This window comes from Mycobacterium gallinarum (assembly GCF_010726765.1).
Lineage (GTDB): Bacteria > Actinomycetota > Actinomycetes > Mycobacteriales > Mycobacteriaceae > Mycobacterium > Mycobacterium gallinarum.
The window spans coordinates 287,647-300,991 of the sequence record NZ_AP022601.1 but is presented as its reverse complement, the minus strand read 5'-3'; the positions used below and the strand labels follow the sequence as shown (position 1 = coordinate 300,991).

Here is a 13,345-nt window from a genome sequence, read left to right as displayed (position 1 = left end):
CCATGGCCCAATGGATATAGTCATTCTCATAAATGGAATCGAGGATTGTCACGTGAGTTCCGTAGTTCATGCGAACACCCCCGCGCACTCACACACGAAGTCGTCGAGTCGCGGTCGGGCCACACCCAGCAAGCTGGTGGTATTCGCCGCCAATACGGCCGACGCAGTGGCGGCTGCAGGTGGGCTCATATATGACTCGGTCCGTGCCGGCTGGCACGTAGACATATACGTCGAAAGCGCCGGTGATGAGCGCGCATTGCAGATTCTCGGTGTCTGCGGCCGTGTCATTCCCGACGCATTCGACGTCGAGCCGCTGTGGCCTGATGCCGTCTACTTGGACGCAGAGGTATACGAACGGCACCGCCAGGTGCGTCGCATGGTGGCGGAATCCGTGCGGCGACAGCACGCCGATATCGCCGTATGGCAGCACGACCCGCAAGCGAAACCCGCTGCGGGCCCAGGCGTCGAGCACCGGCTCAGCGCCGCTGCGCGGGCGTTCAAGTTTCACGCGATGAAGGCCGCTGGATTGACGCCCCAGCTCGCGGTCGTCGAGCCGTTTCGAGCTCGCTAGCGACATCCGCCCAGCGACGAATCAGCCGACCTTTCGCACCGGAACGTTGGAATAGCCACAGACATTCGTCATCGCCACGCGTCGCAGCCCGCCACGGTCGACTTCGTACTCCGGAACCAGATCCAGGAGAGCCTCGAAAGCGATGCGGCTCTCCATCCGAGCCAGCGCCGCACCCAGGCAGCTGTGCACGCCGTAGCCGAACGCCAAATTGAAGCCCATCTTTCGCTCACGGTCTATATCGAGTCGGTCGGGATCCTCGAACATGCGCTCGTCTCGGGTCGCTGAGCCGGTCACGAGCAGCACGGCGGCGCCTTCGGGGATCGTCGTTCCGTAATAGGTCACATCACGCGTCGCGGTGCGGATCTGGTACTGCGATGGAGCTTCGTAACGCAGAAGTTCTTCGACCGCCGCGGGAATCTTGCTGCGGTCTTCTCTCAGCAATCGCCACTGGTCGGGGAAGTCAGCGAACGCGACCATTGCGTTTCCGACGAGTTTGGTCACCGTCTCCGCGCCGGCACCACCCAGCATGGTCGCGAAGCCTGAGATATCCACGTCTGTCAGCTTTTCCACCACGCCGTCGCGCTCGATCTCGGTCTCGATCAGACGGCTGATCATGTCATCCTGAGGCTTCGCACGCCTCTGTTGAATGAGGTTGTAGTAGTAGATGCCGGTGTTCATCGAGGCTTCGTAACCCTGCTTGCTGGTCGCAATCTCCCCTGGCTGACGCTCGAGCAGTAGATCCAGCCAGAGCCTGATCTGATTGCGGTCCTCCTTGGGCACGCCGAGCATGGTGGTGATGACCTCGTTGGGGAACAACGCCGAAAAGTCCGCGACGACGTCGAACTCCGACGGGTCAAGTGCGTCAACGCATTCATAGACCTTCTCGCGGACCATGTCCTCCAGCCCGGCGATGGCGCGGGGGGTGAAGACCTTACTCACGAGCTTGCGCATCTTCTCGTGCTCAGGCGGGTCCATCGAGATGATCACCTTGGGCACCGGAATCGCGTCGTCGTGCGCCTTGACCATGTCGAGGGTCGCACCCTTCGCCGACGAGTAGGTTTCATGGTCCTTGGTCCCTGGCGCCACATCGTCGTACCGCGTCAATGCCCAGAAGTCCCACTTCTTGTTGTAGTACACCGGGGCCTCGTTGCGGAGCCTGCGGTATGTGTCGTATGCCCCGTCGAAGAAGTCCTGCGTGAACGGGTCGAATTCGATCGGACCGCCGGAAACCTCGGACGTCGTCGCATTCACAGAATCGCTCCCGATTCCTTGTGCCTCATGATCGTGTCCCAATCGATCCCCGCATCCATCAACACCTCTTCGGTGTGCTGACCGTGTTCCGGCGCACCCGGGGGAACGACGGATTGTTCATCGAATTGAACGGGGTTGGTGGGGAGAGAGAATGGTACGCCGCCGACCGTTTCGGTGCGGGCGATATAGCCGTTGGACGTGACGGCTGGATCGTCGCACAATTCCCCCGGCGTCTGCACGATGCCCCACGCGCCGGACAGTCCGGCGAGATTCTCCCGCCATTCTGCCAATGTCTGCTTTGCGAAGGCTTCGTCGAGCAAGGCGATCAGGCTGACTCGGTTCGCATATCTCGATGCCGGGTCGGCGAATCGCGGATCATCAACGAGCTCCGGAAGGCCGATCACATTCATCGCCTCGGCGTAGAACTTGTCGAGCTGCAACATCATCAGCTGTACGAAGCGATTGTCTTTCGTGCGATACGTCCCCACCAACGGGTTCGGTGCATCGGCATGCCCGAACTTCGGAATGGCGCTGCCGCCGTGTATCTGGCTCACCGCGACATCCGGGCTCAAGTTCCACGCCGCGAGCCCGAGCAGCGATACGTCGACGATCGAACCTCGGCCGGTCGTGGCCTTCTTGTAGAGCGCAGCCGCAATACCGCCGGCGATCGTCATGCCACCGAGCAGGTCACCGAACGCGGGCCGCGACCGAACAAGTTCGTCGCGCTCTTCGGTGAGGACCGTCGCAATCCCTCCGCGGGCCCAATAGGACACACCGTCATAGCCGGGCTTGTCCGAATCGGGCCCCTTGGGCCCGTGACCCGAGCCGCGCACGTACACGATGCTCGGGTTCACCGCGCGGATGGCCTCGACATCGATACCCAACTTCTTGCGCCGTTCCGGGAGATAGCTCGTCAGGAATACATCGCAACTCTTGGCCAGCTCGTGGACCACTTCCTTGCCACCGGGCGTATTCAAGTCCACGCCGATCGATTTCTTCCCCCGGTTGGGTATCTCGATCATGTAGTTGACCGCACCCCCGCCGGCGTCGACGATGCCCATGGTGACCAGCCCGCGTTGGGGGTCGCCGCCGTCTCGCGGCTCGACCTTGATGACCTCAGCACCCCATTCCGCGAGGACCGCCCCGGCCGAGGGAACGAACGTCCATGCGGCCACCTCCAGCACCCGGACTCCACTGAGTACTTTGTCGTCGGAAATGACGTGCCTCCCTACCTGCGATAACTATCATTTTCAATAACGAGAATGTCATTTGCGGACCACTTTGTAAACCGCGGCACCAGGTCATGGCCGTCGCGATAGCTGTGACGGCAACCGGGGATCTCCGGCCTCCCAGAACGCTTTCCACGTTGGCATACGGTGCGGCATGGCTGGCCGAAGCTCGACGTCGGCCGGCCACCGCACAAAGTCCGGTCCCGGCCGCTCGGTCACGTCGACGGAGTACCACGGATGCTCGCGCCTCTGCACAAAGCACCATTCGCCGTCGCTGCGTGCGTAGACATCGTCGTATCGCATGGTGATGACATACCAGCCGTCGCCATCCTCGTGCTCCGCGCGGCAGTAGACCGACCCGGTCGCATTGTCGGCGTCGACGAAGTCGAAGGTGTGCCCGCAAATGAGGTGAATACTCCGATAAAACCGCCGCAGGACGCGTCCGTACCAGCGCTTCAACGCGTCCCTACCAATCCCTTCGGAGCCGGCGTCGACGTCCGCGACGAATACCGCCACCAAAGAATCGAGATCGCGGGCGTCGAGTGCCATCGCGTACCGGCTGGGCAGCTGGCTGATCGCAAGACTGGACTCGATCCGATCCAGTCACCCCGTCACGGCCTCGTCCATGACTGCAGCATAGTTCGCACCGGAGCAGCTATGAGAACCGGTGTTCTCGAAAGTCGGAAGACAACTATCCTGTTGAGGCCCAATGATCGTCCGAGGCGAGGATTGCCGACGCCATGCCCTTTCCGAGCATCACACCCACTATTCCCGCGCTCCTGAGGTCATGTGCGGCACGTTTTGGCGACAAGGAGTTTCTGATTGCCGACGGGCAGACGGTGACCTACGTCGACCTGGACCTCCGTTCCGCGGCGTTGTCACGAGCGCTGCTCGCATCGGGCATCGGCAAGGGCGACCACGTAGGAATTCTGATGCCCAACAGCGTCGAGTGGGCGATTGCATGGTTCGCCACGACGCGCATCGGTGCCGTCGCGGTCCCGATGAACACGTTCTACAAAGCCTCGGAGCTTGCCTGGACCGCGCGTCATGCCGATCTGCGAGCGATCTTGGCTTGGTCATCGTTTCGCAACCACGATTTCATCGAACGCCTCGAAGAGGCGTTGCCCGGATTGGCTGACCAGGGCGAGCCTGGCCGCTTGTTCCTGCGCAAGACCCCGTACCTCCGCATGATCGCAGTGTGGGGACCGTGTGAGCGAGCCTGGGCGTCCGAACACGGCAGTGACAGTACGACCGATGTCGACGACGACTACCTCATCGCAGTCGAATCCTGCGTGACACCGGCAGACGATGCCATGATCATCTACACCTCGGGAAGCACCGGTGACCCGAAGGCGCCCGTGCACACTCAGGGCACACTCGTTCGCCATACCTACAACCTCACGTTCGACTACGGCGTCGCGCACGACACGGTGATGTTCACCTCCATGCCGTTCTTTTGGGTCGGCGGTTTGATCACGGGTATACACGCGGTGGTTCACCACGGTGCCACCCTCGTCACCCAGCCCGCGTTCGACGCCGCGGATGCACTGGAGCTCATTGAAAGACATCGCGCGACAATCACACTGGGCTGGCCGCAACAGGGAAAGACGCTCGCCGAGCATCCGGACTTCACTCGAAGGGACCTCAGTTCGGTTCAGCGCACCAGCATGCCCGCAATGGTGCCGCCCGAGCGCCGCCCGAAGGGACCCAATGCGCTGGGGATGACCGAACTGTGTGGCAACCACATCGGTGTCGACCCCTATCCCCCGCAGCCTCCTGAGCGTGCGGAAACGGGCGGGCGGTCCATCGAGGGGCTGTCGCACCTCCTCGTCGACCCGGACTCGGGCCGACCCGCACCCGTGGGAACGGAGGGCGAAATCTGGGTGCGCGGTTACTCGTTGATGCAACGCCTGTACAAGCGTGAGCGAGAAGATGTCTTCACGCCCGACGGCTACTACCGCACCGGTGACTGCGGCGTTGCATACGACGACGGCTGGATCAAGTTCACCGGCCGTCTCGGAGACTTGATCAAGACCGGCGGGGGCACCAACGTCACGCCCAGCGAGGTCGAGACCGCCCTGACAGATTGTGATGGCGTGCTCGAGGCATATGTCGTGGGCGCCAAGGATGCCGGCAACGGGACTGTCGTCGCTGCGGCAGTGGTCCCTCGCGGGAATTCGGTCCTCGACGGTGACGATCTGCGCGCGCAGGTGCGCGATCGGCTCTCAGCCTACAAGGTGCCGAAATTCATCTGGGTCACTTCCAAGAGCGAACTCCCCTTCACCGCCACCGGCAAGGTGAAGAAATCAGATCTGGCCGTGCAGCTGAGCAGGCTGCTGGTCAACCGGTAGCGGAGCGTCAGGGCAGGTTGGTCTTCAGTAAGGTCAGCGGAATACCGTACAGCGGTTCCAATTTCACTTCGACGACCTCGAACCCGTCACCCTCGACGTGCTGACGGAAGTCGGCGTTGGCGCCGTGGCCGTGTGCGATGTGCTCAGCCGCGTCACAATCCGCGGTTCGTATGACGACCGAGAACAATCCGTCACCATTGCGGGCAAGGAAGTCGGCCGCGGTTCCCGCCTCGGTCGGCGCATCCTCCAGCGGCGATATCAGTTCGAACCCGCGTTCCCAGTCGAGCCTGATGGACAGTCGCAACTCCTCGTGGTCGAAGGCCTGGAATTGAAACCCCAGAGCTGCGAGATACTCTGCCGCGCCGTCCAGCCGCTCCAGTGCGATGGCGAAGACGACGTGGTGCAGCAGCGGCAGCGGCCGGTTCATGATGAAAGCCTAACCAGGAGAGAGCAGGGTTTCCATTTATCGGAAACTACAATTCTCACTAATGTAGATTCGCAGCGTGGCGCTTGAACAATTCCAGCTCGGTGGTCAGGTTGCGATCGTTACGGGCGCCGGGCGGGGTGTCGGCGAGGGTATCGCCAAAGTGCTCGCGGAGGCCGGTGCCACGGTCGTCGGGACGGCACGCACGTCATCGGAAGTCGAGTCCACGATCAAGGACATCAAGACCGCGGGCGGCAACGGCCTCGCATTGACGGCGGACGCCCTGAAACGCGAGGACAGCCAGCGGGTCGTGCAGACCGTGGTCGATGAATTCGGCCGCATCGACATCCTGGTGAACAACGTAGGTTTCGCCACCTACGGCCCGTTCTTGAGTCTCACGTCGGACAACCTTCGCAGCACGTTCGACTATTGCGTGACGTCAGCGTTCGACATGAGCCAGCTCGTCGTACCGCACATGCTCGAGCTCGGGCGTGGCTCGATCGTCAACATCTCCTCCGGCGCGGGGCGGTTCGGCATTCGCGGGCTGTTGCCGTACTCGGTGGCCAAGGGCGGCCTCGAAGCATTGACGCGCGCCATGGCCCAAGAGCTCGCTCCCAAGATCCGGGTCAACGCGATCGCTCTCGGCGCGTTCCTGACCACCGGCCTGCAGTCGAGCTTCGACCTGATGCCGGGCTCCGAGGAGAAGCTGAAGGAGCGGACGCCGTTGCACCGCATCGGCGACGTCGCCGATCTTGGTCGGCTGACCCTGTACCTGTGCACAAAAGACTGCTACGCCACCAACTCGACGTTCGTCGTCGACGGCGGTCTGCAGGGACCGAATTCCGAACTGCCTATCCCCGATCTGTGAACCACGAGGAGCAGAGTTCATGAGCAGCGAGCCGTTGAAGGTCGCCGTCATCTCCACAGGCTGGATCAGCAGCCTCGCGATCCGTGCGATCGTCAAGCGCCCTCACCTGGAACTCGTCGGAGTCTGGGTACACAGCCCCGAAAAGACGGGACGCGATGCCGGAGAGGTCGTCGGAATCGACCCGATCGGAGTCACCACGACAAACGATCTCGACGACATCATCACGCTGAAGCCCGACTGCGTCGTCTACGGCGCAGCAAGCGCCGAGATGGACGCCGCCGCAGTGCGTGACTACGTACGGTTACTCAACGGTGGACTCAACGTGGTCACCACCAATACGCCGGGAATGATGTTCCCCGACAGATGGATTCCCGACCTCGCAAGCCAGGTGCGCGAGGCCGCACTGGCAGGCGGGGTCACGATCTACACGTCGGGCATCGAACCCGGGTTCGCCGGTGACCAGTTTGCAATACTCCTGACAACACTCTCCAACAGGATCCGGTCCATCCGCGCCCAGGAGATCTTCGACTACTCGGCATACCCCAACCGGGACCTCATGGTCACCGCGATGGGTTTCGGCGAACCCCTGGACTTCACGCCCCTGCTCGAACTCGACGGCGCGCAGCAGTTCGCGTGGGGACCGCCGATCGGGCTAGTCGCGAAGGCGCTCGGCGTCGAGCTGGACGAAGTCACCGAATCGTATGAACGCGTGATCACCCCCCGCGACCTCCACGTCGCCTGCGGCACCATTCCCGCCGGGACGGTCGGCGCCGTCCGTGCTGTCACCAGCGGGGTCGTCAATGGGCACCCGGTGATCACCATCGAACACATCAACCGGATGGCGCCCGACCTGGGACCTGACTGGGCGACGGCGCCCAACGGCACCTACCGCCTCATCATCGAGGGTAAGCCGCACATGCAGTGTGATCTGCGGCTCGGGACCGAGGACACCGCGGAGTCGGCCAACGCCAATGCGATGGAGGCGACAGCCATGCGCGTCGTGAACGCCATTCCCTACGTCGTTGATGCGGCACCGGGCATCGCGACGTCGCTGGACCTCCCGATCACCGCACCACGCAACGCCATCGACACCGATTAGACCGTGAACATGGGCCCGCGCGGCGCGCCGCGGACCTCATTGCCTCCGTCGATGGCGAAGCTCTGCCCGGTCATCCAACTTGATTCCGGGCCGGCCAGGTAGCGCACGCCGGGGGCGATGTCATTGGATACACCGAGTCTGCCGAGTGGAACCCGTTCCAAGAAGCTGCTCGTCAACTCCTCCAGGTGAATGTAGCCCTGCGTTGTGGCTGCCTCGGTCAGGCCGGGACGCACCGCGTTGACACGGATACCACGCGGTCCCAGCTCCGAAGCGGCCACGCGAATGAGCATCTCGAGCGCGGCCTTGCCCGCCGAGTAGTGCCCGAGGCCCTCCATCGGAATCTTCGACGACGTGGATGAGATGAACACGATCGAACCGCCGTCTGTCATCAGCGGCGCCGCATAGCGCAAAGCAAGGAAATTGGACCGTAGATTACCCATGACGAAGTCGGTGAAGGTGGCCAGATCTTGCTCGATGAGTGGACCGGTACCCCCACTGGCGACCGTGCCGACGACGATATCGAGCCGATTGTGAACGTCGTACGCCGCCTGCGCCGCCGCTTTGACGGTGGCCTCGTCCTCCGGATCACCTTTGTGCAGCGCGATTTCAGCGCCAGGGACAGCCTCGAGGACGCCGTCTCGCGTCGCTTCCAGCCGCGCGGTGGACCTGCCAAGGAGAAACAGTGCCGCGCCGTCGGCCGCGAGGAGTTTCGCACTAGCCTGCGCAATTCCTGCCGATGCCCCCAAGATGAACGCGGTCTGGCCGTCAAGCACACCACCCATGGAAAGCGACGCTACCCCGACGCCAAGACTGATTCTCGCTTTTCAGAAATGCTGATTCTCTCCTGCGGTAGCGTACGAACGTGCCAGACATGACCGACAAGGTCGCACTCATCACAGGAGCAGCCCGTGGCCAGGGCCGCGCCCATGCCGAACGGCTCAGTGCCCACGGGGCCGACGTCATCCTGGTCGACATCGCCGGCCCGTTGCCGCCAAGCGTGCCCTACGACTCGGCTACGCCAGAGGACCTGGCGGAGACGGCAGAACTCGTCACCGCGCACGGTCGGCGTGCCATCACCACGATCGTGGACACTCGCGACCATGACGGGATGTGCGCCGCCGTGCAGCGTGGCGTCGACGAGCTGGGTCGCCTCGATGTGATCGTCGCGAACGCAGGAATATGTGTTCCGTCGACGTGGGATCGGGTGTCCGCTAGCGACTTCCAGGACACCATCGACATCAATCTCGTCGGCACATGGAATACGGTGATGGCAGGAGCCAAGCACATCATCGCCGGGGGGCGCGGCGGGTCCATCATTCTCATCGGCTCCGCAGCCGGCGTGACGATGGAACCGTTCATGATCGCTTACACCGCAAGCAAGCACGCGATCACAGGATTGGCTCGCGCCTTCGCCGCTGAACTCGGTAAGCACAACATCCGCGTCAACAGCCTTCATCCCGGTTCGGTCGCCACGCCGATGGGAAGTGGAGGGATGATCGAGGCGATGGCGGCCGCCGCGACGTCGAACCCTGTTCTGCGGCCTGGCTACAGCAAGCAGTTGCTGCCCGATGCAGTGACGATGCCGGAGGACATCGCCAACGCGGTGGCGTGGCTGGCATCCGACGAGGCGCGCTATGTCACGGGTGCCGCCATCCCAGTCGACGTAGGCGTGACCGGCAGCTAGCGCGAGCAGACGCAAAGCTGCCTCGATCTGCCGCGAAATGGGTGGGTTTGCGTCTGCTCGACGAAGAGATCAGCCTGCCGCTTCGCGCTCATCATGGATGCGGACCAATTCCCTGAATCCGACACTCGGATAACCAGGGACGGGTTGAATGCCCCAGTCGTCTCTCGCCGTCTGCTGTCCCGCGGCCTCGGGCGCACCACCGAAGGGCGGACCACCCAGCGGGTAGGGCTGCTGACAGTCCAGCGAATCGTCGGAATACCGGACCTTCATCAACTCACTGCAGATCTCGGTGAGCGACAGGCTCGGCCACCCGTACCACAAGGCCAGCGCAGGGACCGTCATCGCGCCTTCGATTACCAGGCCGAACAGGCAGACGTAGAGTCCACGCTTCAGCCACTTGTGCATGCGGGCGAACGGTGCGGTGGTGCCGAGGGGAAGTCGGGCTTCTGAGTCGTCCTGTGCGGCAGTGGTATCACTCACGATGTCGGCTTTCTATGGCTGGCGAATACGGTCTGTCAGTCAGAGAAGATTTCTCTGTTCACCGTGTGCAGGTACGGGATCGCGAGGAATGGGGTGATGTAGAAGATGTTGTAAAGCCACCAACCGATCACCGGGAACGCGACTCCGGCGTAACGTACGTCGGCGTACATCGTCATGTTGAGGATGTAGCCCAGCCAGGTGATGAGTCCGAACCAGCAGGTGACGATCATCCACTGCTGTCCCCACCGCTTCATCTGCAGGAAGCCGATCGCTGCGGCGATACGCATCGGGAAGACCACCACGATGCAGATGATGATCCACGCCTTCTCGCCTGGCGCGCCCGCTCCGCCGATCCAGAGTTCGTTGTAGTGCCAGAAGTAGCCACCGTCCATGAGGTTGCCCCATGCCGTGAAGATCGTCCGCGTGATCAACGCATGGTTGGCGAACACATCGAGTCCCCAACCGATGCTGTTGATCGCGGCGTCGATGATGATCACGTAGCCGATCAGCGTCACCATCATCGGCCGCACGGACAAGCCCGAGCGTTCGGCCCGCCGGAAGAGCACGACGCCACGGCAGAATATGGGCAATCCGATCGGCCCGAGCACCAGCGTTCCCATCAGGATTGAGCCGACGATGAGCCACCGATCTGCCCGACGTTGGGCCAGGCGGCTTTCGTCATAGTGCTCGTCGTAGGTGGTCGTTGATGTCCGCGTCACGATGCGCCCTACCAGTCCTTGACCATCAACATCTGCAGCTGAATCAGGAACATGGCGATCATGGCCCCGTACACGACGATCTGGAACACGATGAGTGCGCGGCGTCGTCGCCTGTCTTGCTCATTCACGACGGCTCAGAAGGTTCCGATATTGGCGAGCAGCCAGTACCAGAACACGATGATGCCGATCATCGCTCCCCACGCAAACGCGAGGCGCACAAGTTCCTGAAACATCGTCAATCCCCTCATGCCGGCCGCCGTGGAAACCGGCCCACCACCTAAGCTTTCAGAGCCGCGGAGCACCTCAGGCGCTACACGCCATCAGTGAGAACGTGCATTTCCGTTTCTGGAATATTGTTGATCTCATCCTGTTTGTCAAGTTCGGTCAATTCAAGGTGGCGGATTGACGGAATCGGTGAAACCTGTCGAAGGTCAGCGCAGGCTCACGCTCGGTCACTCCGATATTCGAAAAGCCTTGTTGCCCTGCTCTTCCCGCGTGGGCTCAGACCGTCGACGGTCTCCTACCTGAAGAAGGGCCCCGGCTTGCCTGCTTCTTCGAGATGACCGTAGGGGTCGTATACCTTCACGTTCGGATACGGGTTCTGGTCGTAGGCGGGGCGCGACAGGCCGGCTTCACGCAGGCCGGCCAACACCGCAAGTGGCGTCGCGAACGACACCAGACCCACGGCGACCGATATGAGCAGCTGGCGGGTCAGCGTCACCTTCGGCCGGCCGGCCCGCGCGGGAAGCCACCGGGCAATCCGGTTGATGAGCACCAGATCACCGTTCTCGTCTCGGACGCACATCACGGCGACCATCCCGAAGATGATGGAGTCGTAGACCGCCATGATCACCGGAAAATGGATGTGACCGATCTGCAGAACCGGACCGACGGCCTCGGTGTAGAAAAATATGCCCGCCCGCATCCACGCGAACTGGATGAGGCCGTTGATCGGGATCGCGACGATGGTCGCACCGATGAAGACCGCGACCAGCCGGTGACGGACGAACCAACTCGAGCGCCGCAAAAGTGGGTCGACGAGGCGGTCGTGCAATTGCAGAAAGCCCAGCCCGTTGAGAAGGTAATAGGCGGCATATCCCCCGAGGAACGCCAGCGCAGGCTCGAGGTTCGGCGAAATGTTGACGTATGGCCACGAGAGGGGGAAGTGCAGCATGCGCGGATCGAAGATCGCGAAAGTCGCCCAGTTAGCGAGCGGGTCCAGCGCGCCCGTGATGAGCCCGGCGAAAGCGATGATGACCGCCCAGTGGATTTTGCGCTGACGCCAGGACAGCCAGCTCAGTGCTGCGATCAGCCCGATTGCCATGGGTATCGAGCTGATGGCGACCGCGATAGGCCAGTTGTCGAAGCCGAGGAACGGCGGATATGGCGCTGGCCCCGGGTTGGGGTTGGTCCGCTCGGGGTCGCCGTGCAGACCGGACTGGATGGTCGCGACCGTCACCACAGCGAAGGCAAGGTAAGCGACGCCGAACAGTCCCCACCCGATCCGCGCCGGCCACGGTGAGTGGGTGTCCTTCACCAGGGGCCCTGGATCTGCGCTGGAGTCGGACGGATCAACCTTCACCCTGTATGTCACTACCTGAGAATAGGCGTTGCCGGTGTCGGCACAGGGACTTTTCCTTACTCAGCGGCCCGCAAGCTGTTGCCCTTGATGACCGGCATGTTGGTCCACGTCCCCCGGTCGTCGCGATACCAGCCCGCAGCCGCCAGGGCGCCGCCGTCGGCATGCACAACGGTTCCCGAGACCCACGCGGCCAGCGGGCTGGCCAGGAACAGCACGCAGCCCGCAATGTCTTCTGGAGTGCCGAAGCGGCCCAGCGGAATCCATCGGGGAATGTGATGGCGTTGTGACGGGTGGATCATGCGGTCCAGCGGAACCTGGGCGCTGTCGGTGGTTTCCGGCGCCACCGCGTTGACGCGTATCCCTTCCGGGCCCAGCTCGAGCGCGAGACTCATGGTGAACCCCGTGACCGCCGCCTTGAACGCGCCGTACACCGCGAACTGCGGTATGCCGCGGAAACCCTCGATCGACGAGATGTTCGTGATGCTCGCTCCGCCACCGGCGACCCGAAGCAGCGGCAGCATGGCCCGCGTGACAGAGAAGATGTGTTTGAGGTTCACCCGGTAGATGTCGTCGATCTGGTCGTCGGTCAATTGGTCGAACGGAGTCGGACGCGTCACAAAATGCCCGACGTTGTTCACGAGTACGTCGAGTCGGCCGAACCGTTCATCGATCGTCGTCGCCAGCGACCACACATCGACGGCATCGGTCGCATCGCCGTGTATCACCTGAACGTTGGCGCCAGCCGTCCGCAGCTCCTCGGCGCGACCCTCGTCGATCTCGAGCGCGACAACCGTGGCGCCCTGTTCTGCGAACATCGACACGGTCGCTCGCCCGATTCCCGCGCCGCCACCGGTGACCAGAACAACCTTGTCGGTGAAGTCGATCATGTCCACCTCCACTAGAGAACCAATATTCTCACATGCGAGAATCGTCGGTCATGGGCGACACCGCACTGCGCAGCTTCGTCTTTGCGGTTGAGTTCGCGGTCGGCGATCCCGCACGCGTGTGGCCGGTTCTGACGCAACACGAAGGGAGCCTGCGAGAGCTCGGCGCGCACTAAACTTTCATTTACGAATCGATCGTCGAG

At 62.6% G+C, this 13,345-nt stretch carries 15 protein-coding genes; 6 read left to right on the top strand and 9 right to left on the bottom strand.

All coding sequences use genetic code 11. The features are described 5' to 3' along the window. Nucleotides 1-52 precede the first annotated feature (52 nt). Nucleotides 53-571: a hypothetical protein gene (locus tag G6N42_RS01415; protein ID WP_163725079.1), complete on the top strand. Its 519-nt coding sequence runs from the start codon at nt 53-55 to the stop codon at nt 569-571. A 21-nt stretch (nt 572-592) separates the two neighbouring features. Here G6N42_RS01415 and G6N42_RS01410 read toward each other — a convergent pair whose 3' ends face one another. The 3 genes from G6N42_RS01410 to G6N42_RS01400 all read right to left on the bottom strand — a co-directional run bounded on the left by G6N42_RS01410 (nt 593) and on the right by G6N42_RS01400 (nt 3,654). Further along, nucleotides 593-1,822, bottom strand: coding sequence for a cytochrome P450 (locus G6N42_RS01410; RefSeq protein ID WP_163725077.1), 1,230 nt, complete (start codon nt 1,820-1,822; stop codon nt 593-595). Further along, complete coding sequence (locus G6N42_RS01405; RefSeq protein WP_163736797.1) at nt 1,819-3,039, bottom strand: CaiB/BaiF CoA transferase family protein; 1,221 nt, start codon at nt 3,037-3,039, stop codon at nt 1,819-1,821. The genes G6N42_RS01410 and G6N42_RS01405 overlap by 4 nt, the downstream gene beginning before the upstream one ends. 84 nt (nt 3,040-3,123) lie before the next feature. After that, nucleotides 3,124-3,654 carry a nuclear transport factor 2 family protein gene (locus G6N42_RS01400; RefSeq protein WP_163736794.1) on the bottom strand — a complete coding sequence of 177 codons (531 nt, stop codon included), beginning with the start codon at nt 3,652-3,654 and terminating at the stop codon, nt 3,124-3,126. A 137-nt stretch (nt 3,655-3,791) separates the two neighbouring features. On the opposite strand from G6N42_RS01400, the gene G6N42_RS01395 reads away from it, so the two are divergent. Further along, the gene (locus tag G6N42_RS01395) at nt 3,792-5,402 is read left to right on the top strand and encodes a class I adenylate-forming enzyme family protein (protein ID WP_163725074.1); all 1,611 of its coding nucleotides are present in this window, start codon (nt 3,792-3,794) and stop codon (nt 5,400-5,402) included. 7 nt (nt 5,403-5,409) lie between these two features. Here the strand turns inward: G6N42_RS01395 and G6N42_RS01390 are convergent, their stop codons facing one another. Then, a complete protein-coding gene (locus G6N42_RS01390) occupies nt 5,410-5,829 on the bottom strand; it encodes a hypothetical protein (protein ID WP_163725071.1) in 420 nt (139 codons plus the stop codon). A 76-nt stretch (nt 5,830-5,905) separates the two neighbouring features. On the opposite strand from G6N42_RS01390, the gene G6N42_RS01385 reads away from it, so the two are divergent. After that, nucleotides 5,906-6,694, top strand: a complete 789-nt coding sequence (locus G6N42_RS01385) for an SDR family NAD(P)-dependent oxidoreductase (protein WP_163725068.1) — start codon at nt 5,906-5,908, stop codon at nt 6,692-6,694. Between the two features lie 19 nt (nt 6,695-6,713). Beyond that, on the top strand, nt 6,714-7,793 hold the full coding sequence (locus tag G6N42_RS01380; RefSeq protein ID WP_163725063.1) for an NAD(P)H-dependent amine dehydrogenase family protein: 1,080 nt from the start codon (nt 6,714-6,716) through the stop codon (nt 7,791-7,793). Here the strand turns inward: G6N42_RS01380 and G6N42_RS01375 are convergent. Next, entirely contained in the window at nt 7,790-8,575 is a 786-nt protein-coding gene (locus G6N42_RS01375; protein WP_163725061.1) for an SDR family NAD(P)-dependent oxidoreductase, read from the bottom strand. The genes G6N42_RS01380 and G6N42_RS01375 overlap by 4 nt on opposite strands. Nucleotides 8,576-8,664: 89 nt before the next feature. Between G6N42_RS01375 and G6N42_RS01370 the strand changes: the two genes are divergently transcribed. After that, the gene (locus G6N42_RS01370; RefSeq protein ID WP_163736789.1) at nt 8,665-9,477 is read left to right on the top strand and encodes a mycofactocin-coupled SDR family oxidoreductase; all 813 of its coding nucleotides are present in this window, start codon (nt 8,665-8,667) and stop codon (nt 9,475-9,477) included. 69 nt (nt 9,478-9,546) lie between these two features. Here G6N42_RS01370 and G6N42_RS01365 read toward each other — a convergent pair whose 3' ends face one another. From G6N42_RS01365 to G6N42_RS01350, 4 genes are all read right to left on the bottom strand, one after another. Next, entirely contained in the window at nt 9,547-9,882 is a 336-nt protein-coding gene (locus tag G6N42_RS01365; RefSeq protein WP_163736786.1) for a hypothetical protein, read from the bottom strand. A gap of 110 nt (nt 9,883-9,992) precedes the next feature. Further along, nucleotides 9,993-10,676 (bottom strand): hypothetical protein, encoded by a 684-nt coding sequence (locus G6N42_RS01360; RefSeq protein ID WP_163725058.1) that lies wholly within the window; start codon nt 10,674-10,676, stop codon nt 9,993-9,995. 520 nt (nt 10,677-11,196) lie between these two features. Continuing rightward, a complete protein-coding gene (locus tag G6N42_RS01355; protein WP_232076051.1) occupies nt 11,197-12,270 on the bottom strand; it encodes a spirocyclase AveC family protein in 1,074 nt (357 codons plus the stop codon). A gap of 44 nt (nt 12,271-12,314) precedes the next feature. After that, nucleotides 12,315-13,145, bottom strand: coding sequence for an SDR family NAD(P)-dependent oxidoreductase (locus G6N42_RS01350; protein ID WP_163725055.1), 831 nt, complete (start codon nt 13,143-13,145; stop codon nt 12,315-12,317). A gap of 32 nt (nt 13,146-13,177) precedes the next feature. On the opposite strand from G6N42_RS01350, the gene G6N42_RS01345 reads away from it, so the two are divergent. Continuing rightward, on the top strand, nt 13,178-13,318 hold the full coding sequence (locus G6N42_RS01345) for a hypothetical protein (RefSeq protein WP_163725052.1): 141 nt from the start codon (nt 13,178-13,180) through the stop codon (nt 13,316-13,318). Nucleotides 13,319-13,345 lie beyond the last annotated feature (27 nt).

What these genes read in the sequence shown, in the direction of transcription:
- G6N42_RS01345 (WP_163725052.1), top strand. Translation starts at nt 13,178, where the DNA reads ATGCGAGAATCGTCGGTCATGGGCGACACCGCACTGCGCAGCTTCGTC.
- G6N42_RS01395 (WP_163725074.1), top strand. Translation starts at nt 3,792, where the DNA reads ATGCCCTTTCCGAGCATCACACCCACTATTCCCGCGCTCCTGAGGTCA.
- G6N42_RS01350 (WP_163725055.1), bottom strand. Translation starts at nt 13,145, where the DNA reads ATGATCGACTTCACCGACAAGGTTGTTCTGGTCACCGGTGGCGGCGCG.
- G6N42_RS01380 (WP_163725063.1), top strand. Translation starts at nt 6,714, where the DNA reads ATGAGCAGCGAGCCGTTGAAGGTCGCCGTCATCTCCACAGGCTGGATC.
- G6N42_RS01390 (WP_163725071.1), bottom strand. Translation starts at nt 5,829, where the DNA reads ATGAACCGGCCGCTGCCGCTGCTGCACCACGTCGTCTTCGCCATCGCA.
- G6N42_RS01370 (WP_163736789.1), top strand. Translation starts at nt 8,665, where the DNA reads ATGACCGACAAGGTCGCACTCATCACAGGAGCAGCCCGTGGCCAGGGC.
- G6N42_RS01375 (WP_163725061.1), bottom strand. Translation starts at nt 8,575, where the DNA reads ATGGGTGGTGTGCTTGACGGCCAGACCGCGTTCATCTTGGGGGCATCG.
- G6N42_RS01365 (WP_163736786.1), bottom strand. Translation starts at nt 9,882, where the DNA reads ATGCACAAGTGGCTGAAGCGTGGACTCTACGTCTGCCTGTTCGGCCTG.